Below are 21,395 nucleotides of genomic sequence, written 5' to 3'. Positions count from 1 at the left end.
CACCCAAAGCCACCCAAAATCCTTGCGATTTCATGACCGCCGAACGCTATAACGCCCGTGAATCCGAGCCCCGCTGGCAGCGCCTGTGGGACGAAAAGGCGATCTTCGCCTCCAAGAACGACGATCCGCGGCCGAAATACTACGTGCTCGAGATGTTCCCCTATCCGTCGGGGCGCATCCATATCGGCCATGTCCGCAACTACACGCTCGGCGACGTGCTGGCCCGCTTCATGCGCGCCAAGGGCTACAACGTGCTGCACCCGATGGGCTGGGACGCGTTCGGCCTGCCGGCGGAGAATGCCGCGATCGAGCGCAAGGTGGCGCCGAAGGCCTGGACCTACGACAACATCGCCGCGATGAAGAAGCAGCTGCGGTCGATCGGGCTGTCGCTCGACTGGTCGCGCGAGTTCGCGACCTGCGATCCCAGCTACTACAAGCATCAGCAGAAGATGTTTTTGGACATGCTGCGCGCCGGCCTCGCCGAGCGTGAGAAGCGCAAGCTGAACTGGGATCCGGTCGACATGACCGTGCTCGCCAACGAGCAGGTGATCGACGGCCGCGGCTGGCGCTCCGGCGCCGTCGTCGAGCAGCGCGAGATGAGCCAGTGGGTCTTCAAGATCACGAAGTACTCGCAGGAGCTCCTGCAAGCGCTGGATGGTCTCGACCGCTGGCCCGACAAGGTGCGGCTGATGCAGCGCAACTGGATCGGCCGCTCCGAGGGCCTGTTGATCCGCTTCGCGCTGGATGCGGCGACCACGCCGGCCGGCGAGAGCGAGCTGAAGATCTTCACCACGCGGCCGGATACGCTGTTCGGCGCCAAGTTCATGGCGATCTCGGCGGATCATCCGCTGGCGCAGGCGGCTGCCGCGAAGAAGCCGAAGCTCGCGGAGTTCATTGCCGACATCAAGAAGATCGGCACCGCGCAGTCGATCATCGACACCGCCGAGAAGCAGGGTTTCGACACCGGTATCAAGGCGGTGCATCCGTTCGATCCGAACTGGAAGCTGCCGGTCTATGTCGCGAACTTCGTGCTGATGGAATACGGCACCGGCGCGATCTTCGGCTGCCCGGCGCACGACCAGCGCGACCTCGACTTCGTCAACAAGTACGATCTCGGCAACGTGCCGGTGGTCTGCCCCGAGGGCCAGGACCCTAAGACGTTCGTGATCACCGACGTTGCCTATGACGGCGACGGCCGCATGATCAATTCGCGCTTCCTCGACGGCATGACGATCGAAGCGGCCAAGGAAGAGGTCGCCAAGCGCCTCGAGGCTGAATTGCGCGGCAATGCGCCGGTCGGCGAGCGGCAGGTGAATTTCCGACTGCGCGACTGGGGCATTTCGCGCCAGCGCTATTGGGGCTGCCCGATCCCGGTGATCCACTGCCCGACCTGCGACGTGGTGCCGGTGCCCGACGACCAGTTGCCGGTCACGCTGCCGGAGGATGTCAGCTTCGACAAGCCGGGCAACGCGCTCGACCATCACCCGACCTGGAAGCACGTCACTTGTCCGAAGTGCGGCGGCAAGGCGGTGCGCGAAACCGACACGATGGACACCTTCGTGGACTCGTCGTGGTACTTCGCGCGCTTCACCGACCCGTGGAACGAGACGGCGCCGACCACGCCCGCGGTTGCCAACCGGATGATGCCGGTCGACCAGTATATCGGCGGCGTCGAGCACGCGATCCTGCATCTGCTCTACAGCCGTTTCTTCACCCGCGCGATGAAGGCCACCGGCCACATCGACATGAGCGAGCCGTTCGCCGGCATGTTCACCCAGGGCATGGTGGTGCACGAGACCTACCAGAAGGCCGACGGCAGCTGGGTCACACCGGCCGAGGTGAAGATCGAGGTTGCCGGCAATGGCCGCCGCGCGGTGCTGATGGCGACCGGCGAAGACGTCGAGATCGGCCCGATCGAGAAGATGTCGAAGTCGAAGAGGAACACCGTCGACCCCGACGACATCATCGCGAGCTACGGCGCCGACGTCGCGCGCTGGTTCATGCTGTCGGACTCGCCGCCGGATCGCGACGTGATCTGGAGCGACGAACGCGTGCAAGGCGCCTCGCGCTTCGTGCAGCGGCTGTGGCGGCTGGTGAACGAATCGGCCGAGATCGCCAAGACGGCGCCGGCGGCCCGGCCGGCCATGTTCGGGCCCGAGGCGCTGGCGCTGCGCAAGGCCGCCCATGGCGCGCTCGACAAGGTGTCGTCCGGGATCGAGCGGCTGCATTTCAACGTGTGTCTCGCCCATATCCGCGAGTTCGCCAATGCGCTGTCTGAGGTGCTGGCGAAAGGCGACAAGCCAGCGCCGGACCTGGCCTGGGCCGTCAAGGAAGCGGCGACCATCCTGGTGCAGCTGTTTTCGCCGATGATGCCGCATCTGGCCGAGGAGTGCTGGGTGGTTCTGGGCCAGACCGGGCTGGTTTCCGAGGCCGATTGGCCGCAAATCGAGCGCGATTTGCTGGTTGAAGACAGCGTGACCCTGGTCGTCCAGGTCAACGGTAAAAAACGAGGTGATGTTACCGTGCCACGGGCGGCCCAAAATGCGGATATAGAGGCTGCCGTTTTGGCGCTCGATGCGGTAAAAGCCGCCTTGGGCGGCAAACCCGTCCGCAAGGTGATCGTGGTGCCCATGAGGATCGTCAATGTTGTCGGCTAGGATCAGGATCGCCGCCCGGCTCGTGGCCGTGGCTGCCTTGGCCGCGCTGACGGCCGGTTGCTTCCAGCCGATGTATGCCGAGCGCACCCTCGACGGTCAGTCGTCCGCCCTGCGCGAAAAGCTGATGGCCGTCGAAGTTCCGCCGGTCGACAAGCCGAACGCCTCGCGCGAGGCCCGGGTCGGCGTCGAGGTCCGCAACGCCCTCGCCTTCAAGCTCTACGGCACCGCCACCGGCGTGGCGCCGACGCACCGGCTGGTGCTGCGCTTCACCACCAGCCGCTCCTCGCTGATGATCGACCAGGCCACGGCGCTGCCGACCAGCGAGAACTACGGCATCGACGCCCAGTTCAACCTGGTCGAGATCGCGTCGAACAAGTCTGTCATGACCGGCACCACCTTCTCGCGCGTGTCCTATGACATGCCCGGCTCCTACCAGCGCTTCGCCCGCGCCCGCGCCTTCCGCGACGCCGAGGACCGCGCCGCACAGGAGATCGCCGACAACATCCAGACCCGGCTCGCCTCCTTCTTCTCCACCGGAACTTGATGCGTTGGCGTCATTCCGGGGCGCGCCAGCGGCGCGAACCCGGAATCTCGATCCATCATTTACAGATTCCGGGTTCGCCTCTGGCGAGGCGCCCCGGAATGACGGTTCAAGGCTAGATGGTCGCGCTTCGCGGAAAAGAGATCGACAGCTTCCTCGCCCGGCCTGACGCCGGCCGTCCGATCATCCTGCTATACGGCCCGGACCTCGGGCTGGTGCGCGAGCGCGCTGACGCGCTGATGGCCTCCGCGGTCGACGATCCCAACGATCCGTTCTCGCTGGTGCGGCTCGATGGCGACGAGCTTGCGGCCGAGCCGTCGCGGCTGGTCGACGAAGCCATGACGGTGCCGCTGTTCGGCGGCCGCCGCGCCATCCGCGTCCGCGCCGGCTCGCGCAACTTCTCGAGTGGCGTCGAGACGCTGACCGAGACCACCGCGCTCAGGGATTGCCGCATCGTGATCGAGGCCGGCGAGCTCAGGCCGGAATCGCCGCTGCGCAAGATCTGCGAGCGCGCCAAGAATGCGGTGGCGATCGGCTGCTATCCCGACACCGAGCGCGACCTCACCAAGCTGATCGAGGACGAGCTGCGCGTGTCGAACCTGCGGCTCGCACAAGATGCGCGCGCGGTGCTGATGTCGCTGCTCGGCGGCGACCGCATGGCCTCGCGTAATGAGCTGCGCAAGCTGGCGCTGTTCGCGCACGGCAAGGGTGAGATCACGCTCGAGGACGTCATGACCGTGGTGTCCGACGCTTCCGAGCTGAAGCTCGACCCGATCGTCGACGGCGCCTTCGCCGGCAATGCCGCGCTGGTCGAGAGCGAGTTCACGAAAGCAATGGTCGCCGGCACCTATCCCGGCGTGATCATCTCGGCCGCGCAGCGCCAGGCGGCATGGCTGCACAAATCGGCGCTGGCGATCGCGGACGGCACGCCGGCGTCAGCCGTGCTCGAAGGCGGATTTCCGCGGCTGCATTTCTCGCGCAAACCCGCAGTCGAGATCGCGCTGCGCAACTTCACGCCGCCGCGGCTGGTGAACGTGATCGATCAACTCGCGACCGCGGCGCTCGACATGCGCAAGCAGGCCGCGCTTGCGGCCGTGATCGCACAGCGCGCGCTGCTCTCGATCGCGGCGAATGCGAAGCGGCGGGGGTGAGACGCAATGGTCGTACAGCCGTCATTGCGAGGAGCTCGCGACAAAATTGCAAAGCAATTTTGCGCTGAAGCGACGAAGCAATCCATCGCTCCACAGGAGCGGAGAAATGGATTGCTTCGCTTCGCTCGCAATGACGTGGAGAGATGCCGGAAGTTCTAACCGCCCTCCAGCCGCCGCACCACCTCGTCGAGCTGCTCGAGATTGCGGTAGCTGATCTGGACGGTGCCGCCGGGATCGCGATGGCTGACGGTGACGGTGAGGCCGAGCGCATCGCTGACGCGCTTCTCCAGCGCCAGCGTGTCGGCATCCTTGTCGACCTTGGCCGCGCTGCCGTTGCGCGCCTTCTGCGGCTTGCGCTCCGGCACGCCCTCCTCATGCGCCAGCGCCTCGGCCTGGCGGACGTTGAGGCCTTCGGCGACGATGCGCTTCGCTGCAGCGAGCGGATCCGGCACGCCGATCAGCGCGCGGGCGTGGCCGGCGGAGAGATCGCCCTTCGAGATCAGCGCCTGCACCTCGGCGGGCAGCTTGGTCAGCCGCATCATGTTGGCGACATGGCTGCGGCTCTTGCCGACGATCTTGGCGATCTCTTCCTGGCTGCGCTTGAACTCGTCGGCGAGCGCGTGATAGCCCTGCGCCTCTTCCATCGCGTTGAGATCTTCGCGCTGGACGTTCTCGATGATCATGATCTCGAGCGCGTCGGAATCAGAGACCTCGACCGGCACGATCGGCACTTCGTGCAGGCCGGCGAGTTGCGAGGCGCGCCAGCGCCGCTCGCCGGCGATGATCTCGTAGCGGTCCTGCGTGCCCTTGATCGCACGCACCACGATCGGCTGGATCACGCCGCGCTGCCTGATCGAATCGGCAAGCTCGCCGAGCTCGGTGTCGGCGAAGGTGCGCCGCGGGTTGCGCGGGTTGGCCTTGAGGAATTCGATCGGCACCTTGCGCTGGTTGCGCGGCCGCTCGACATGCGCGGCCGCCTCGCCGCCGACATCTCCGATCAGGCTTGCCAGCCCGCGCCCCAGTCGCGAACGCGCTTCATCGGCCATTGTTGCGAGCTCCCTTGGATTCACACGCAGTACTCCAGACTTGAATTTCAGAAGAAACGTAGGATGGGTAGAGCGAAGCGAAACCCATCGCGGCTCGCAATGAGAGTGATGGGCTTCGCTTCGCTCTACCCATCCTACGCAACATCAATGCGTGCGCAGCTCACGCTCGCGCTGGATCACTTCGGTGGCGAGCTTGAGATACGCATCGCTGCCGGCGCATTTGAGGTCGTAGACCAGGACCGGCTTGCCGTAGGACGGCGCTTCGGAGATGCGCACGTTGCGCGGGATCATGGTGTCGTAGACCTTGTCGCCCATGAACTGGCGCACGTCGGCAACGACCTGGTTGGAGAGGTTGTTGCGCGAGTCGAACATGGTCAGCACGATGCCGTGGATCGACAGGTTCGGATTAAGCGTCGAGCGCACCTGCTCCACGGTCTGCAGCAATTGCGACAGACCTTCGAGCGCGAAGAACTCGCATTGCAGCGGCACCAGGATCGCGTCCGACGCCGCCATCGCATTCACCGTGAGCAAATTGAGCGAGGGCGGGCAGTCGATCAGCACATAGGTGTAGTCGGCTTCCGGCGAGACGTTGTTGTTCAATCCCGCGATCGCATCGCGCAGCCGGAACGCGCGGCCCGGCGTCGTGCCGAGCTCGAGCTCGAGGCCGGAAAGGTCCATGGTGGAGGCGGCAATATGCAGCCGCGGCACCGCGGTCGCGACCACGGCATCGCGCAGCGGCGCCTCGCCGATCAGGACGTCGTAGGTCGAGCAGCTGCGGTTGCGGCGATCGATGCCGAGGCCGGTCGAGGCGTTGCCCTGCGGATCGAGATCCACGATCAGGACACGCTCACCAATCGCAGCGAGTGCAGTCCCAAGATTGATCGCTGTGGTGGTCTTGCCGACGCCGCCCTTCTGGTTGGCGAGCGACAGGATGCGCGGATGGCCAGGCGGCTGGGACGCCTTATCCTCTTGATAAACCTCGTCCATCACAGTCATACCAAAATACCATTTGCTCTCGCGGAGTCCCCTAGCGCCGCTCGATTGACCCGAGTTCGACGATCCAGCCCTGTCCGCCGGTCCGGCTGGCGTGTAGCTTTGGCTCAATAATCCAATATTTAGTGGCCTCGGTCAATTCGGCCTCTACATCTTGACCCTTCAAAAACAGCGCCTTGGCGCCGTTTTTGACCCACGGCTCCGCAAAGCCGATGAGTTGATGTAACGGAGCCAGCGCCCGCGCGGTGACGCAATCGATGGGCCCCGGGATTCTATCCACAGTATCCCCGATATCAGCCAGATGCACCGTCCCCGGCGAGCCGGTCACCCGTATCGCCTCGCGCAAGAATGCCGCCTTCTTGGCGATTCGCTCAACCAAATGAATCGACGCGCCCGGGGTCTCGGCCAGAGCGCAGGCCAGCACGACACCGGGGAAGCCGCCGCCGCTGCCGAGATCGACCCACGACTTCGCCGTCGGCACCAGACCTAGGAGCTGCAGCGAATCGGAGACGTGGCGGGTCCAGAGGGTCGGCAGCGTCGATGGCGCGACGAGATTGGTCTTGGCCTGCCACGCCAGGAGGAGGGCGACGTAGCGGTCGAGCCGCGCCTCTGTTTCACGTGAAACGGGGGTCAGCGCGAGCGCCGCGGCCTTGTCCTTGGTGGCGACGCGGAGTTCAGCGGATTGCGAAATTGAAGCCATTCTCTGGAATGCCGATCGAGCTCGTCATTGCGAGCGAAGCGAAGCAATCCATAGTGCCACCTGAGGAAGCGATGGATTGCTTCGTCGCTTCCGCTCCTCGCAATGATGGACCGCCTGCCGTTTCACGTGAAACGTTAGGCAGAGGCCTTCGCAGTCTTCCCTCGCGCCTCACGCCGGAGATAGGCCGCCAGAATACCCAGCGCCGCCGGCGTCATGCCGTCAATCCGACCCGCCTGCCCGACCGTCCGCGGCTGCGCCTTCTGCAACTTGGCGCGCGCTTCGTTCGAAAGACCGGGGACATCGGCATAGTCGATGTCGGTCAGAACCAGACCCTCGTCACGCCGGAAAGCGTCAACATCGGCCGTCTGACGCTTCAGATAGACATCGTATTTGGCATCGATCTCGAGATGCACCGCGATCGCGGGGTCAATGGCCGACAACTCCGGCCAGATCGCTTGGACTGCGGGCCATTCGATCTCGGGGTAAGCCAGCAGCTCGAAGGCCGACCGGCGATGGCCGTCGCGATTAAGCGCGAGTCCGTGCTTGGCGGCTTCATTCGGTGTGATCGCGAGCGACTTTGCCAGCCGCTTGGCCGCCTCCAGCGCCGCCATCTTGATCCGATGGCGCTCGGCGCGCGCCGTTCCGACGCATCCGAGCGCAATGCCCTTGTCGGTCAGGCGCTGGTCGGCGTTGTCGGCCCGCAACGTCAGCCGGTATTCGGCGCGCGAGGTGAACATGCGATACGGCTCGGTGATCCCACGGGTCACGAGATCGTCGATCATCACGCCGAGATAGCCGTCGGCGCGGTCGAACACGATCGGATCGGCACTGCCGGCAGCGAGCGCGGCATTGAGTCCGGCGACAACACCCTGCCCCGCGGCCTCCTCATAGCCCGTGGTGCCATTGATCTGGCCGGCCAGGAAAAGCCCGCGCAGACGCTTGGTCTGCAGGGTCGGATCGAGCTCGCGCGGGTCAACGTGGTCGTATTCGATCGCATAGCCCGGCCGGACCATCTTCGCCCGCTCGAGGCCTGGAATGCTGGCGAGGATCGCAAGCTGGACCTCTTCCGGCAGCGAGGTCGAGATGCCGTTCGGATAGACCGTGGTGTCGTCGAGCCCTTCCGGCTCCAGGAAGATCTGATGGCCGTCGCGGTCGCCGAAGCGGACGATCTTGTCCTCGATCGAAGGGCAATAGCGCGGTCCGGAGCTCTTGATCTGGCCGGAATACATCGGCGAGCGGTGCACATTGGCCCGGATCACCTCATGGGTCGCCGGCGTGGTCCGAGTGATGCCGCACTGGATCTGCGGGGTCGCAATCCGGTCAGTCATGACCGAAAACGGCTCCGGAGGCTCGTCTCCGGGCTGCATTTCGACCGCAGACCAATCGACCGTGGTGCCGTCGAGGCGCGGCGGCGTCCCGGTCTTGAGCCGGCCGAGCACAAACCCTGCCCGTTCGAACGAGGCAGACAGGCCCATGGCCGGCGCCTCGCCGACCCGGCCCGCCGGCCAGTTCTTCTCGCCGAGATGAATCAGGCCGCGCAGGAAGGTCCCGGTCGTGATGACAACCGCCCCCGCCGATAGCTGACGGCCATCGCCCAGGCAAATGCCGGTCACGCGACCATCGACGACGCCCAGTTCATCCGCCTCGCCTTCGATGACGCTGAGGTTCGCGGTCTCGGTGATCGCCGCCTGCATCGCCGCGGCGTAGAGCTTGCGGTCAGCCTGGGCCCGGGGGCCGCGGACCGCCGGACCCTTCCGGCGATTGAGCATACGAAACTGGATGCCGCCGGCGTCGGCGACGCGGCCCATCAGACCGTCCAGCGCGTCGACTTCGCGGACCAGATGGCCCTTGCCGAGCCCGCCGATGGCGGGATTGCAGGACATCGCGCCGATGGTCGCGAAACGATGGGTCACCAGGGCGGTCTTTGCGCCCATCCGGGCAGAAGCGCTCGCGGCCTCGCAGCCGGCATGGCCGCCGCCGATGACGATGACGTCAAATGAGTCTGCCCTGGAAATCATGGCGGGACTTCTATCGTGGAGTCATGAAAGCCGGAAGAACGAAGTTGGGGTCGCCGCTTTGAGACCGAAACCCGAGGTAAATATGGATTGCTGCGCTTCGCTCGCAATAACGGAGGGAGCTGTTTCACGTGAAACAGGACGAGGGTCCTTAACCGGATCGAAACCATGTTTCACGTGAAACAGACGGACGCCCGCTACTTCCCGACGCAGAATTCGCGGAAGATGACATCGAGGATGTCTTCAACGTCCACCCGGCCGAGCAGGCGACCGAGTGAGTAGGCGGCCCGGCGGAGTTCCTCCGCCGCCAGTTCTTCGCCCTGCCCGACCACGTCGATGCTGCGCTGGAGAGATTCGATGGTCTCCTGCAGCAAACCGCGCTGCCGCATCCGACTGATCAAGCCGCCTTCGCTGGTTCCAAAATAGTCCTGAGCGAACCCGACCAACGCCGCGATGAGCTCTGACAACCCGTCGCCGCGAGCAGCCGAGATCCTGAATTCAGGGTAACTGCCGCCCTCACCCGCCGTGGTCCTGACAAGGTCGATCTTGTTCCGCACCAGCCAGGTCGGCGTCGTGCCGCCATGTCCCGTCTTTGCATTGCCGCTGTCGGCCAGCCACAGCACCAGGTCGGCCTCGGCGGCGCGGGCGCGGGCGCGGCGGACGCCCTCCTGCTCGACCGGGTCGTCGGTCTCGCGAATCCCGGCGGTGTCGATGATCGTCACTGGATAGCCGTCGAGATCGAGCTGCACCTCGATCACATCGCGGGTCGTGCCGGCATGCGGCGAGACGATCGCGACCTCGCGCTTGGCGAGCTGATTGATCAGGGTCGATTTGCCTACATTCGGCGGACCGGCGATCGCGACCACGAGGCCGTCGCGCAGCCGCTCGCTTTGCCCCTGCCCTGCAAGGACTTGCTTGATCTCCTCATGCAGCGCCCGGATCTTATCGAGCGCCGGTGCGATCAACTCGGCCGGCACATCGCCTTCGTCGGAGAAATCGATGCCGGCCTCGATCAGCGCCGACGCCGCGATGATTCGCTCGCGCCAGTCCCGCGCCCGGTCGCCGAGCAACCCTTTCAACTGGCGCAGCGCCTGGCGCCGCTGCCGGTCAGTGTCGGCGTGGATCAGATCGTCCAAGCCCTCGGCCTCGGTCAGGTCGAGCTTACCGTTCTCGAAGGCCCGCCGCGTGAACTCGCCCGGCTCGGCCGGCCGCACGTTGTCGAATGCCGCGATCGCATCGAACATCGCCGACAACACCGCGCGTCCGCCATGGACATGAAGTTCGGCGACGTCCTCGCCGGTGGCACTGGCCGGGCCTGGAAACCACAGCACGACCGCGTCGTCGATCGGTTGATGGTTCGAATCGTGGAGCAGCGCGCGGGTTGCCAGCCGCGGCACCGGCGTTTTGCCCGCCAGTCCTGCAATGACCGACTCGGCCATTGGGCCAGACAGCCTGACGATGGCAATCGCACTCGGTGGACGCCCCGAGGATAACGCGAAGATGGTCTGGTCACGCGGATGCATCGCCTATTTCTTCCAGCAAATCGGGAAAGGCAATGCCGCTCCGATTGCGCGCCCCATACCGCAAAATGCTGCGATGCAGCATCGTCTGACTTCACCGCAGCAGCCGCGCAGCAATTTTGCTGCGGTGTCGTCAGCTAGATCACAAGGCTACGATATAAATATAAATAAATTCAGATAGTTAAATGAAAAGGCCAGTGCGGTGGGCCGCTCCTTTTATGCTGCACGTCGCTGCAGCAAATCCGCAGCATGAAAAAAGGCGCCCCATTTTTGCGGAGCGCCCTGTTCTTTTCGGCCGTGGCCTCAGGTGTTCATGGAATCGAAGAATTCCGAGTTGCTCTTCGTGTTGCGGAGCTTGTCGAGCAGGAAGTCGATGGCGTCCATGGTGCCCATCGGATTGAGGATGCGGCGCAGGACGTACATCTTCTTGAGCACCTGCGGATCGGTGATCAGCTCCTCCTTGCGGGTGCCGGAACGGGCAATATCGATCGCCGGGAAGGTCCGCTTGTCCGAAACCTTGCGGTCGAGGATCAGTTCGGAGTTACCGGTGCCCTTGAACTCTTCGAAGATGACTTCGTCCATACGGCTGCCGGTATCGACCAGCGCGGTCGCGATAATGGTCAGCGAACCGCCCTCCTCGATGTTGCGCGCGGCGCCGAAGAAGCGCTTCGGACGCTGCAGCGCATTGGCGTCGACACCGCCGGTCAGCACCTTGCCGGATGACGGCACGACGGTGTTGTAGGCGCGGCCGAGGCGCGTGATCGAATCGAGCAGGATCACGACATCGCGGCCGTGCTCGACAAGGCGCTTGGCCTTCTCGATCACCATCTCGGCGACCTGGACGTGACGCACCGCTGGCTCGTCGAAGGTCGACGACACCACCTCGCCCTTCACCGAGCGCTGCATGTCCGTGACTTCTTCCGGACGCTCGTCGATCAGAAGCACGATCAGATAGCAGTCAGGATGATTGGCGGTGATGGAGTGCGCGATGTTCTGCATCAGCACCGTCTTGCCGGTGCGCGGTGGTGCCACGATCAGCGCGCGCTGGCCCTTGCCGATCGGCGCGACGATATCGATCACACGGGCGGAAAGGTCCTTCTTGGTGGAATCCTCAAGCTCCATGCGGAAACGCTGATTGGGAAACAGCGGCGTGAGGTTGTCGAAATTGACCTTGTGCTTCGACTTCTCCGGGTCTTCGAAATTGAGCGTGTTGACCTTCAGCAGCGCGAAATAGCGTTCACCTTCCTTCGGGCTGCGGATATGGCCTTCGATCGTATCGCCGGTACGCAGGCCGAAACGGCGGATCTGCGACGGCGAAACGTAGATGTCGTCGGGGCCGGGCAGGTAGTTCGCGTCGGGCGAACGAAGGAAGCCGAAGCCGTCGGACAGCACCTCGACAACGCCCTCACCGATAATGTCGGTCTCGGCGATCGCGAGCTGCTTGAGAATTGCGAACATCAGCTCCTGCTTGCGCATGGTGCTGGCATTCTCGACCCCATTCTCTTCCGCGAACGAGACGAGCTCGGCCGGCGTTTTCGATTTGAGGTCCTGGAGTTTGATTTCCCGCATTGGGGTCGTCCTGTGAGGAAGTAAGTAGGGAAGGGGTGCGAGGTGGCTTTGGAAAAAGCGGACGCCAAAGGAAGGTCCGCAGGTCTCAGCCAGGAAAGTGCCGTTTGGGCTTTCAAACCTGATGCGGCGCCGGTCCGAAAAGAACCGGAACGCGACCACATCCGCCTGCGTGGGGTGGGATAAATCCTATATAGAAAATCGATTCGTCCTTCGCAAGAAGGACTGAAGCATGCGTCTTGAACATCGTGATGTCTAGAACGGCTTCACCACCACCATGATCACGATCAGGATCATCAGAACCGTCGGCACCTCATTGATAATACGATAGAATTTCTGTGTTCGCTGATTCCGGTCGGCGGCGAAATCCTTCACGCAGCGGGACAAAAAGCCGTGGATACCCGACATGGCGAGCACCAGCGCAAATTTGACGTGAAACCAGCCGGATAGGTACCAGTGTCCGGCCCAGACCAGGAAAAGCCCGGCCAGCCAGGTCACGATCATCGCGGGGTTGATGATCCCCTTCAAAAGCCGCCGCTCCATGACCTTGAAGGTCTCGGATTGCCTGGAGCCGACCTCGGCCTCGCAATGATAGACGAACAGCCGCGGCAGATAGAGCATGCCGGCCATCCACGAGATCACGGCGACGATGTGCAGGGCCTTGACCCAGGCATAGATCGGCAGGGCGTTGATCCAGTCGAACATCGCAGTGATGCCTTTCGGGGAACAGTTCGGGAGGACTCAGCGTTGCGCGCAAGGCTTTGCCGGCGAGGGACGGATACATATCCGCACACACGGCTCTCCTAAACCTAATTAATTTTAGAATCTAAGGTTTGAGTCTTAATGGCAGTGAATTTGACTCATGCAAGGCGGTCCAGCGGTTGCTGCGCGCTTGTTCACATCTCTCAACATTCTGGTCGGCAGCGGCGGATATCCGGAATCTGTCGCAGGACTCAATTGGTTGCGCGCCTCTGTGGCCAGCTTATGAAGAGACAAATCCACATTGCTTCACTATCATCTTCGCCATGACGTCGACTTATCCTTTTGCGACGTGCTGTGAAGAAGGGGGCGAGATATACAGGGGCCTGGCCCTGGACCCTGATTCTTCTCCTCGACCTCCACAGGGATTCACAGGATAGACAGGGGCTCTGGTGCCGACGACCTCCAACTACTTCCATTTGCATCTGGTGTCGGACTCGACCGGCGAGACGCTGATCACCGTGGCGCGCGCGGTCGCCGCGCAATACGCCAATGTGACCGCGGTCGAGCATGTCTACCCCCTGGTGCGCAGCCAGAAGCAGCTCGATCGTGTGCTCGACGAGATCGAGGAATCGCCCGGCATTGTCCTGTTCACGCTGCTGGAGAAGGATCTGGTCGGCCGGCTCGAGGGCAAGTGCAAGGAGATCAACGTTCCGAGCCTGTCGATCATCGGGCCTGTGATGCAGTTGTTCGAGGCGTATCTGGGTGCCGCGACGACCGGGCGCGTCGGCGCGCAGCACGTGCTGAACGCGGAATATTTCCGCCGCATCGATGCGCTGAACTACACGATGATGCATGACGATGGTCAGCATGTCGAAGGCCTCGAGGAGGCGGACGTCGTGCTGGTCGGGGTATCCCGTACCTCGAAGACACCGACCTCGATCTATCTCGCCAACCGCGGTATCCGAACGGCAAATGTGCCGCTGGTGCCGGGCATCCCGCTGCCGCATCAGCTCGAGACCCTGAAGAAGCCGCTGGTGGTCAGCCTGCATGCGACGCCCGAGCGCCTGATCCAGGTCCGGCAGAACCGCCTGCTCACCATGGGCGACCGCGACAATGACACTTACATCGACAAGCAGTCGGTAGCCGACGAGGTCGCCTTTGCCCGGCGCCTCAGCGCGAAATTCAACTGGGCGCTGCTCGACGTCACACGGCGTTCGATCGAGGAGACCGCGGCCGCGGTGATGAAACTCTTCAACGACCGCCAGCGTTCTCGGCCGTCGGAATGATTCTCACGTCATGAGCATCTGGTGTGGCCCACAGAAGCTGATCCTCGCGTCGCAGAGCCGCGCGCGAAAGATGCTGCTTGAAAATGCCGGCCTCAATTTCGAGGCGCTGCCGGCTGACATCGACGAACGCGCGGTGCAGAAGAATTCCGGCCTTTCGGCGCCGGGCGAGATCGCATCGCTCCTGGCGCGCGAGAAGGCGTTGTTCGTCTCCAGGCAGAGGCCCGGTCAATACGTCGTCGGCGCCGACCAGACGCTGGCGCTGGGGCAACGGATGTTCAGCAAGCCCGCCGGCCGCACGCAGGCCGCCGAGCAGCTCGGCCTGCTCGCCGGACGGACCCATGAGCTGCATTCCGCCGTCTCGGTCGCGCGCGATGGAAAGGTCCTGTTCAGTGATGTGAGCGTGGCCCGCATGACGATGCGGCGGCTCGCCGCCGGCGAGATCGAGAGCTATCTCGACCAGGCCGGCGAGGCGGTGACGACCAGCGTCGGCGCCTACCAGCTCGAGGGCCTCGGCGTGCATCTGTTCGAGCGGATCGAAGGTGACCATTTCACCATCCTCGGCCTGCCGCTATTGTCGCTGCTGGCGTTCCTGCGCGGCGAGAAGCTGCTCGTGGTGTGAGGCGCGGAGGCGTGGCGACGGGAGAGATGCTGAACCGATGTTGATGCGATGCTGATTCTGGGACTGACCGGCTCGATCGGGATGGGAAAATCCACCACGGCCAAACTGTTCATGGAGGCCGGCGTGCCGGTGTATGACGCCGATGCGGCCGTGCATCAGCTCTACGAAGGCGAAGCCGCGCCGGCGATCGAGGCCGCCTTTCCCGGCACCACCGCCGGCGGCAAGGTCGATCGCGCGAAACTGTCGGCGCGCGTGGTGCACGATCCTGCCGCGATGAAGCAGCTCGAGCAGATCGTGCATCCGATGCTCGGCGCCTCGCGCCAGAAATTCTTCGCCGATGCGGAAGCCGCAGGCAACCCGATCGTCGTCGTCGACGTGCCGCTGTTGTTCGAAACCGGCGGCGAGAAGCGTGTCGATGCCGTCGTTGTCGTCACCACCTCGCCGGAACTGCAGCGCGAGCGGGTGCTCGCCCGCGGCACGATGGATGTGGCCAAGCTCGACGCCATCATCGCCAAGCAGATGCCGGACGCCGAGAAGCGCAAACGCGCGGATTTCATAGTGGATACCTCGCACGGACTCGATCCGGTGCGGGCGCGTATCCGCGACATTCTGGCCGAGGTTGTTAAGATGCCGAAGCGGCGCGCCTGATTCGCCCGCCTTTTCGGATTCCATCACGTCATGCGCGAAATCGTTCTCGATACCGAAACCACTGGCCTCGATCCGCTGCGCGGCGACCGGCTGGTCGAGATCGGCTGCGTCGAGATTTTCAACCGGATGCCGACGGGACAGACCTACCACGTCTACATCAATCCCGAGCGCGACATGCCGGCGGAAGCGTTCGCTGTGCACGGGCTGTCGACCGAGTTCCTGGCTTCCAAACCGCTGTTCACTGAAGTGGTCGACGAGTTCCTGGCCTTCATCGGCGATACGCCGCTGGTGATCCACAACGCGTCGTTCGACGTCAGCTTCATCAACGCCGAGCTCGACCGTATCAAGCGGAAGGCGATCCCGAAGGACCAGCTGGTCGATACGCTGCTGCTGGCACGGCGCAAGCATCCCGGCGTGTCGAACCGGCTCGACGATCTCTGCTCGCGTTATCAGATCGACAATTCCCGCCGTACCAAGCACGGCGCCTTGCTCGACGCCGAGCTGCTGGCCGAGGTCTATATCGACCTGATCGGCGCGCGGCAGTCGCAGCTGATCCTGGCATCGGAAACGTCGGATGCGCGTGTGGGCGGCCATAGTGGTGACACGCCGCGGCGGCAGCGCGAGATCCCGCTACTCGCGCGGGTCAGTGACACCGATCGGGAGGCCCACAGGGCCTTCATTGCCACGCTCGGCGACAAGCCGATCTGGAACGATTACCTGCCGCCGCCAGCGCCTGCGGCAGCACCGGCGGCTTGAGCTCCTATTGGACTCTATCCCCATCATCTTGATGGGGCGAGCCTCGAAAGATGCGCGGCCACAGTCGGGCCGTCGATCCTTCGAGACGGCCGCGTTGCGGCTTCCTCAGGATGGCGGATTAGGCTCCGGTATTCTCTGACTCAAATCAGCTCGGCTTGACGCCGGGAGCAGCCTGGGCGGCCGCCTGCCGCTCCATGTTCTGGCGGTAGAGACCGAGGAAATCGACGGGGTCGAGCAACAAAGGCGGGAAGCCGCCGTCGCGGACCGAGGTCGCGACGATCTCGCGTGCGAACGGGAACAGCAGCCGCGGGCACTCGATCATGACCAGCGGGTGCAGGTTCTCCTTCGGCACATTCACGATCCGGAAGACGCCGGCATAGGCGAGGTCGAAGCTGAACATCACCTTGCCTGCGGTCTCGGCCTTGCCCTCGATCGAGAGGATCACCTCGTACTCGTTCTCCGACAGGTTGTTGGCGGAGACGTTGATCTGGATGTTGATCGCCGGCTGCTGTTGCTGCTGGCCGAGCGAGGCTGGCGCATTCGGGTTCTCGAACGACAGGTCCTTGGTGTACTGCGCCAGTACGTTGAGCTGGGGAGCGGGTTGTTCGACGGGGGCGCCGTTGCCATTGGTCATGAAAATGTCTCCTGGAGCAGCGCTCGATGGACAGAATGTCCGACGGCACGCGTTAAGGTGTTGAGAATGCCGATGCCGGGCGAGTGGCTATCATAGGCCCGGCTCGGTCCACAAGGACGACGAAAGGGCGGGCCGGCGGCAAGTTCTCCCGGCAAAGGGCAGCGCGCGCGAGCCTGCCCAATCTCTTAACAGCTTCCTAAATTATTGAAGATGCGCGATTTCCTGAAAAGGAACGGTTTCCCCCGGGGGTCAAAACGCGCTACACTTGCCCGTGCCAAAAAGCGCCATTGGCCGGGCATAGTTTCGTGCCTACATCTGCGGACTCTATCGGTGATGTAATCTCTGCTGTTCCCGACCGGGAACGCTTTGACGGCCGGCCCGTTGCCGGCAGAGACCAGAAAGCGAATTCGACGTGGATATCTACACCATCATCTTCCTGGCGCTGGCCGTGTTTATCTTCCTGCGCCTGCGCAGCGTTCTCGGACAGCGCACGGGAAGCGAGCGGCCGCCTTATGATCGCGCCGCGCCCAACGTCGTGCAGCGCGGTCAGGACAACAACGTCGTTCCGATCCCTGGATCGGTGATCGACCAGCCGGCCTCGGCGGCGCCCGCCGAGCCGGTCGAGCCCACGGAACGCTGGAAGGGCATCGCCGAGCCCGGCACGGCGCTGGCGCAGGGTCTCGACGCGGTGGCCGTCCAGGATTCCTCGTTCGATCCGCGGCATTTCCTCTCAGGTGCCCGCTCGGCCTATGAAATGATCGTGCTGGCCTTCGCCAATGGCGATCGCCGTGCGCTGCGCGACCTGCTGTCGACCGAGGTCTATGAAAGCTTCGAGGCCGCGATCAAGGATCGCGAGAAGCACGAGCAGAAGACCGAGACGCGGTTCGTCTCGATCGACAAGGCCGAGATCGTCAGCGCGGAGGCGCGCGACCGCTCGACCCAGCTCACCGTCCGCTTCGTGTCGCAGATGATCTCGGTCACGCGCGACAAGGCCGGCACCATCGTCGACGGCAGCCCGGACAAGGTCGCCGACATCACCGATATCTGGACATTCGCCCGCGACTCGACTTCCCGCGATCCGAATTGGAAGCTGGTTGGCACTGGAAGCGCTCACTAAGCATCTCAGCTACGGGCGGCTCGCGGTCGCGTGCTGCGCGCTCGCGGTGCTGTGCTCCACCGCAGCGATCGCTGCGCGCTACAGATCAAGCCGGCACCCTCCGCCGCGACACGAGCATAGCCACCCGATCCCCTATCCCAATCTGGAAATGCCGCTGCAAGTCAGCGGCAGCCAGTACGAGCCGCTCGCCTGGCCCAACGTCGCCGGCTGGCGCGACGACGATCATCTGGCAGCCTACAAGGCGTTCCGCACCAGCTGCAAGCCGATCGCGGCCCAGCAGGGTGCGCCTGCCGATTCGAAAGCGCTCGGGAGCTCGCTGCGCGATCCCTGCCGGATCGCCAAGGGACTCGCGCTGAGCGACGGCGTCAGGGCGAAGGACTTCTTCGAGCAGAATTTCGTGCCACTGCGCATCTCGCGGCTCGGCGAGGACGCCGGCTTCGTCACCGGTTACTACGAGCCGGTGCTCGATGGATCGCGGACCCAGACCGACGTCTATAACGTGCCGGTCTATCGACGTCCGTCCAACCTGTTCGTGCGCGGCAAGACGCAGAATTCGGTCGGCCTGCCCAATGGCGGTGCGGTGTATCGCAAGATCGGCCGGCGCAAGCTCGTGCCCTATTACGACCGCGGCCAGATCGAGGACGGCGCGATCGCCGGCCGCGGGCTCGAGATCTGCTGGCTGAAGAGCCAGACCGATCTCCTGTTCGCGCAGATCCAGGGCTCGGCGCGCATCAAGCTCGAGGACGGCACCACGCTGCGCATCAATTACGATGCGCATAATGGTTATCCCTATACGCCGGTCGGACGCGTTCTGATCGACCGCGGCATCATCCCGAAGGATCAGATGTCGATGCAGAAGATCAGGGAGTGGATGGAGCAGAACCCTGACGGCGCCAAGGACCTGCGCCGGCAGAACCGCTCCTACGTCTTCTTCCGCGAGGTCCCGCTGTCCGACAAGGACGAGGCCGTCGGCGCGCAGGGCGTGCCGTTGACGCCGGGCCGCTCGATCGCAGTCGACAAGGCGCTGCATGTCTACGGTACGCCGTTCTTCATCGCCGGCGAACTGCCGATTGAATCCGAACAGTCGAAGACGCCGTTCCACCGGCTCATGATCGCGCAGGACACCGGGTCGGCGATCGTCGGCCCGGCGCGCGCCGATCTTTATTTCGGCGCCGGCGCGGAAGCCGGAAAGGTCTCGGGCCGGCTGCGGCACAATATGCAGTTCGTCATGCTGGTGCCGAGGGGTCTCGACCCCGTCGCGCGCGGCCACAAGCTGCCGGTTCCGGATGAGCGGCCCTCGGCCAAGATCGCAAAGCTGTTTCCGCAGACCGAGCCGCCGAAGGACAAGCCGGCGGCGAAGGCCGCGGATGTGCCGACCGCCGGCATCGCCAAAAGCGCGGCGAAAGACTCTGGCAATAGCGCCGCCAGGAACCCGGCCGCGAAGGATGTCGCGCCCGCAGCGCCGGCAGCAACGACCCCTGTCGCGCAGGCCGCACCTGTGGCAGAACCGGTGCCGCTGCCGGTCGCCCGGCCCGATATTCCGCAACCGGAGAAGCGGCGCTTCCGGCGCTATCGCCATCACCGCGAGCAATGAAACGACCCGCGCCGATCCCCGATCTGTCCGCTCCGTTGCGGCGCAAGCGCGCGCTGAGCGAAGAGGAGCGTGCGCTCTGGGAAAGCGTGGCAAAGCAGGTCAAGCCACTGCGCAAGCGGCCGGTCGCCGCGAAGGCACACGCCGTCGCCTCCGATCCGGCCACCCATCACGCGATTGCCAAACCCATCCCGGTCAAGCCGGCGACAGCGGTCAAGGCTGCGCCGGCGCAACGCCCGCACGTGCCGCCGCTGGCGCCGATCGGCCGTCGCGAACGTGCAAAGCTCTCGCGCGGCCGGCAGGAGATCGATGCGCGGCTTGATCTGCACGGCATGACCCAGATGCGCGCGCATCGCGTGCTGTTCACCTTCCTGCAGCGCGCGCACAGCGACGGGCTCACTTTCGTGCTCGTCATCACCGGCAAGGGCAAGGTCGGCGGGCTCGATTCCGAACGCGGCGTGCTGCGCCGCCAGGTTCCGGAATGGCTCAGCCTGCCGGAATTCCGCTCGCTGGTCGTCGGCTTCGAGGAAGCGCATATCGGCCATGGCGGCGAGGGCGCGCTCTATGTGCGGGTCCGGCGCGCGCGCTGAGCGTGCTCAACGAAAATGTTAGAACGGCCTGACGATCCCGACGCGCGGGATCAGCGTCACGATCCAGCCCGATATCGTCGTCTTGCGGTCGTCCGCCGGGATCAGCGGGACGTCCTTCGACGCCGGCAGCATCCTGGTGGCATGCAGCATCAGGAACATGCAGACCGCCCAGTTCGAGATCCAGCGCGAATAGTCGAACACGGTCACGAACATCACGAAATAGCCGGCGCTGATCATGACGAGCGCGCCGAGCACGATCCGGCGATGCAGTTCACTCGCGAGCGCGCCAATCAGCCGCGCGAAATAGCGCCATAGTGGCGTATGCAGCCAGATCAGCAGCGCAAACACCGGAACGCCCAGGATGTTCGAGGGCATGCGCGCCCAGGTGTCGGCGAACTCCTTCGACAGCGGCTGGTACCAGATGTAGCCGAACTGAAGCAAGTCGGTGCGTGACGGATCGGCCATCCGGCTCTGCAGATGACGGATGAATTCGTCATAGGGCACGTCGACCGTGCCAGCGAATTGCGCGACCAGGAACAGGATGCCGACCCCTGCGAGGGCCGCGATGCCGAAGACGGCGTTCCTCGGCGTCACGCCCTGCACCAGATAGAAGCGCAGCACCACGATCGCCGTGATGGTCGGCACATACATCAGGACGAAGATATGATGGACCAGGATCAGCAGGATCGAGAACAGCGCGGCAATCAGCACATACGCCATTGAGCGCGCCGGGATCAGCAGCAGCACGATCGTCAGCGCACAGCCATAGATGTCGAAATGGCCGAGCGTGTGCATGAAGTTCTTCAGGAAGAACGGCGAGCCCGCGATGAAGACGAACAACGGCCAATGCGCATCGTTGAAGCCGAATGTGCGGCGGAACAGTTTGATGAACAGTCCGAGCGTCACCAGCCAGATCGCGCCGGCCAGCGCGAACACCAGCCATACGGGCACCTTGTCGGTGAACAGCGACACGATCGCCCCGACCAGCGCGCGCTTGGTGAAGCCGTAATGATAGTCGACCAGCAGATGGATGTAGGGAACGAAGGGCGGCAGCGCGATCTTGTGCAGGAACACGCCGACCAGCACGGCCGCATTGATGGCCAGCATCAGGCGCCAGGGGTTTTGCCACACCCGCAGATTCATCGATCGCCCACTCTCGTCGTCCCGGGCAAGCGAAGCGCGACCCGGGACCCATAACCACCGAAGGTAGTTCTAGAAGGAATGTCGGCCCGAGTCTTTGTCACCGCAGACTGTCGGGGTTAT

Annotated in this window: 20 protein-coding genes; 11 read left to right on the top strand and 9 right to left on the bottom strand. The window is 64.1% G+C overall.

The features are described from left to right. Positions 1 to 32 precede the first annotated feature (32 nt). From leuS to holA, 3 genes are all read left to right on the top strand, one after another. Positions 33 to 2,657, top strand: a complete 2,625-nt coding sequence (gene leuS / locus ACVWY5_RS39140; protein WP_028352285.1) for a leucine--tRNA ligase — start codon at positions 33 to 35, stop codon at positions 2,655 to 2,657. After that, positions 2,644 to 3,201 carry an LPS assembly lipoprotein LptE gene (gene lptE / locus ACVWY5_RS39135; protein ID WP_028335816.1) on the top strand — a complete coding sequence of 186 codons (558 nt, stop codon included), beginning with the start codon at positions 2,644 to 2,646 and terminating at the stop codon, positions 3,199 to 3,201. The genes leuS and lptE overlap by 14 nt, the downstream gene beginning before the upstream one ends. 116 nt (positions 3,202 to 3,317) lie before the next feature. Continuing rightward, a complete protein-coding gene (gene holA / locus ACVWY5_RS39130) occupies positions 3,318 to 4,349 on the top strand; it encodes a DNA polymerase III subunit delta (protein WP_028335815.1) in 1,032 nt (343 codons plus the stop codon). 155 nt (positions 4,350 to 4,504) lie between these two features. Here the strand turns inward: holA and ACVWY5_RS39125 are convergent, their stop codons facing one another. The 5 genes from ACVWY5_RS39125 to mnmE all read right to left on the bottom strand — a co-directional run bounded on the left by ACVWY5_RS39125 (position 4,505) and on the right by mnmE (position 10,626). Beyond that, positions 4,505 to 5,395 carry a ParB/RepB/Spo0J family partition protein gene (locus ACVWY5_RS39125; RefSeq protein ID WP_028335814.1) on the bottom strand — a complete coding sequence of 297 codons (891 nt, stop codon included), beginning with the start codon at positions 5,393 to 5,395 and terminating at the stop codon, positions 4,505 to 4,507. Positions 5,396 to 5,539: 144 nt separating this feature from the next. Further along, a complete protein-coding gene (locus ACVWY5_RS39120; RefSeq protein ID WP_028335813.1) occupies positions 5,540 to 6,391 on the bottom strand; it encodes a ParA family protein in 852 nt (283 codons plus the stop codon). Between the two features lie 31 nt (positions 6,392 to 6,422). Next, positions 6,423 to 7,088 carry a 16S rRNA (guanine(527)-N(7))-methyltransferase RsmG gene (gene rsmG, locus ACVWY5_RS39115; RefSeq protein ID WP_321176969.1) on the bottom strand — a complete coding sequence of 222 codons (666 nt, stop codon included), beginning with the start codon at positions 7,086 to 7,088 and terminating at the stop codon, positions 6,423 to 6,425. A gap of 134 nt (positions 7,089 to 7,222) precedes the next feature. Further along, positions 7,223 to 9,106 (bottom strand): tRNA uridine-5-carboxymethylaminomethyl(34) synthesis enzyme MnmG, encoded by a 1,884-nt coding sequence (mnmG, locus tag ACVWY5_RS39110; RefSeq protein ID WP_028335811.1) that lies wholly within the window; start codon positions 9,104 to 9,106, stop codon positions 7,223 to 7,225. 194 nt (positions 9,107 to 9,300) lie between these two features. Next, complete coding sequence (gene mnmE, locus ACVWY5_RS39105; RefSeq protein ID WP_028335810.1) at positions 9,301 to 10,626, bottom strand: tRNA uridine-5-carboxymethylaminomethyl(34) synthesis GTPase MnmE; 1,326 nt, start codon at positions 10,624 to 10,626, stop codon at positions 9,301 to 9,303. On the opposite strand from mnmE, the gene ACVWY5_RS39100 reads away from it, so the two are divergent. Further along, positions 10,526 to 10,804: a hypothetical protein gene (locus ACVWY5_RS39100; RefSeq protein ID WP_321176973.1), complete on the top strand. Its 279-nt coding sequence runs from the start codon at positions 10,526 to 10,528 to the stop codon at positions 10,802 to 10,804. The genes mnmE and ACVWY5_RS39100 overlap by 101 nt on opposite strands. Positions 10,805 to 10,926: 122 nt before the next feature. Here ACVWY5_RS39100 and rho read toward each other — a convergent pair whose 3' ends face one another. Next, positions 10,927 to 12,192, bottom strand: a complete 1,266-nt coding sequence (rho, locus tag ACVWY5_RS39095; RefSeq protein WP_021078151.1) for a transcription termination factor Rho — start codon at positions 12,190 to 12,192, stop codon at positions 10,927 to 10,929. A 252-nt stretch (positions 12,193 to 12,444) separates the two neighbouring features. Continuing rightward, positions 12,445 to 12,867 (bottom strand): protoporphyrinogen oxidase HemJ, encoded by a 423-nt coding sequence (hemJ, locus tag ACVWY5_RS39090; RefSeq protein WP_028335809.1) that lies wholly within the window; start codon positions 12,865 to 12,867, stop codon positions 12,445 to 12,447. A 473-nt stretch (positions 12,868 to 13,340) separates the two neighbouring features. Between hemJ and ACVWY5_RS39085 the strand changes: the two genes are divergently transcribed. From ACVWY5_RS39085 to dnaQ, 4 genes are read left to right on the top strand one after another with little or no spacing between them, the layout of a single operon-like run. Beyond that, the gene (locus tag ACVWY5_RS39085; protein WP_028335808.1) at positions 13,341 to 14,177 is read left to right on the top strand and encodes a pyruvate, water dikinase regulatory protein; all 837 of its coding nucleotides are present in this window, start codon (positions 13,341 to 13,343) and stop codon (positions 14,175 to 14,177) included. A 10-nt stretch (positions 14,178 to 14,187) separates the two neighbouring features. Next, entirely contained in the window at positions 14,188 to 14,796 is a 609-nt protein-coding gene (locus tag ACVWY5_RS39080) for a Maf family protein (RefSeq protein ID WP_028335807.1), read from the top strand. Between the two features lie 48 nt (positions 14,797 to 14,844). Then, the gene (gene coaE / locus ACVWY5_RS39075; protein ID WP_028335806.1) at positions 14,845 to 15,444 is read left to right on the top strand and encodes a dephospho-CoA kinase; all 600 of its coding nucleotides are present in this window, start codon (positions 14,845 to 14,847) and stop codon (positions 15,442 to 15,444) included. Positions 15,445 to 15,474: 30 nt separating this feature from the next. Beyond that, positions 15,475 to 16,200 carry a DNA polymerase III subunit epsilon gene (gene dnaQ, locus ACVWY5_RS39070; protein WP_028335805.1) on the top strand — a complete coding sequence of 242 codons (726 nt, stop codon included), beginning with the start codon at positions 15,475 to 15,477 and terminating at the stop codon, positions 16,198 to 16,200. Between the two features lie 145 nt (positions 16,201 to 16,345). Here dnaQ and secB read toward each other — a convergent pair whose 3' ends face one another. Continuing rightward, on the bottom strand, positions 16,346 to 16,834 hold the full coding sequence (gene secB, locus ACVWY5_RS39065) for a protein-export chaperone SecB (RefSeq protein WP_016841467.1): 489 nt from the start codon (positions 16,832 to 16,834) through the stop codon (positions 16,346 to 16,348). A gap of 412 nt (positions 16,835 to 17,246) precedes the next feature. On the opposite strand from secB, the gene ACVWY5_RS39060 reads away from it, so the two are divergent. From ACVWY5_RS39060 to ACVWY5_RS39050, 3 genes are read left to right on the top strand one after another with little or no spacing between them, the layout of a single operon-like run. Next, positions 17,247 to 17,951: a Tim44/TimA family putative adaptor protein gene (locus tag ACVWY5_RS39060; protein ID WP_028335804.1), complete on the top strand. Its 705-nt coding sequence runs from the start codon at positions 17,247 to 17,249 to the stop codon at positions 17,949 to 17,951. Then, positions 17,929 to 19,545: a murein transglycosylase A gene (gene mltA, locus ACVWY5_RS39055; protein WP_456671758.1), complete on the top strand. Its 1,617-nt coding sequence runs from the start codon at positions 17,929 to 17,931 to the stop codon at positions 19,543 to 19,545. Before ACVWY5_RS39060 ends, mltA begins: the two co-directional genes overlap by 23 nt. Beyond that, positions 19,542 to 20,132 (top strand): Smr/MutS family protein, encoded by a 591-nt coding sequence (locus ACVWY5_RS39050; RefSeq protein ID WP_028335802.1) that lies wholly within the window; start codon positions 19,542 to 19,544, stop codon positions 20,130 to 20,132. The genes mltA and ACVWY5_RS39050 overlap by 4 nt, the downstream gene beginning before the upstream one ends. Before the next feature lie 18 nt (positions 20,133 to 20,150). On the opposite strand, the gene ACVWY5_RS39045 is transcribed toward ACVWY5_RS39050, so the two are convergent. Next, positions 20,151 to 21,275, bottom strand: coding sequence for a hypothetical protein (locus ACVWY5_RS39045; RefSeq protein ID WP_028335801.1), 1,125 nt, complete (start codon positions 21,273 to 21,275; stop codon positions 20,151 to 20,153). Between the last annotated feature and the right edge of the window lie 120 nt (positions 21,276 to 21,395).

The organism is Bradyrhizobium sp. USDA 3256, from assembly GCF_054058275.1.
Note: the sequence above shows the minus strand (reverse complement) of the source record. Positions and strands in the feature narration are given on the sequence as shown.

Bases quoted from the DNA above. Each gene is read 5' to 3' on its own strand.
- leuS (WP_028352285.1), top strand. From the start codon at position 33: ATGACCGCCGAACGCTATAACGCCCGTGAATCCGAGCCCCGCTGGCAG.
- lptE (WP_028335816.1), top strand. From the start codon at position 2,644: ATGTTGTCGGCTAGGATCAGGATCGCCGCCCGGCTCGTGGCCGTGGCT.
- holA (WP_028335815.1), top strand. From the start codon at position 3,318: ATGGTCGCGCTTCGCGGAAAAGAGATCGACAGCTTCCTCGCCCGGCCT.
- ACVWY5_RS39125 (WP_028335814.1), bottom strand. From the start codon at position 5,395: ATGGCCGATGAAGCGCGTTCGCGACTGGGGCGCGGGCTGGCAAGCCTG.
- ACVWY5_RS39120 (WP_028335813.1), bottom strand. From the start codon at position 6,391: ATGACTGTGATGGACGAGGTTTATCAAGAGGATAAGGCGTCCCAGCCG.
- rsmG (WP_321176969.1), bottom strand. From the start codon at position 7,088: ATGGCTTCAATTTCGCAATCCGCTGAACTCCGCGTCGCCACCAAGGAC.
- mnmG (WP_028335811.1), bottom strand. From the start codon at position 9,106: ATGATTTCCAGGGCAGACTCATTTGACGTCATCGTCATCGGCGGCGGC.
- ACVWY5_RS39100 (WP_321176973.1), top strand. From the start codon at position 10,526: ATGACCGACTCGGCCATTGGGCCAGACAGCCTGACGATGGCAATCGCA.
- mnmE (WP_028335810.1), bottom strand. From the start codon at position 10,626: ATGCATCCGCGTGACCAGACCATCTTCGCGTTATCCTCGGGGCGTCCA.
- rho (WP_021078151.1), bottom strand. From the start codon at position 12,192: ATGCGGGAAATCAAACTCCAGGACCTCAAATCGAAAACGCCGGCCGAG.
- ACVWY5_RS39080 (WP_028335807.1), top strand. From the start codon at position 14,188: ATGAGCATCTGGTGTGGCCCACAGAAGCTGATCCTCGCGTCGCAGAGC.
- coaE (WP_028335806.1), top strand. From the start codon at position 14,845: ATGCTGATTCTGGGACTGACCGGCTCGATCGGGATGGGAAAATCCACC.
- dnaQ (WP_028335805.1), top strand. From the start codon at position 15,475: ATGCGCGAAATCGTTCTCGATACCGAAACCACTGGCCTCGATCCGCTG.
- secB (WP_016841467.1), bottom strand. From the start codon at position 16,834: ATGACCAATGGCAACGGCGCCCCCGTCGAACAACCCGCTCCCCAGCTC.
- ACVWY5_RS39050 (WP_028335802.1), top strand. From the start codon at position 19,542: ATGAAACGACCCGCGCCGATCCCCGATCTGTCCGCTCCGTTGCGGCGC.
- ACVWY5_RS39045 (WP_028335801.1), bottom strand. From the start codon at position 21,275: ATGAATCTGCGGGTGTGGCAAAACCCCTGGCGCCTGATGCTGGCCATC.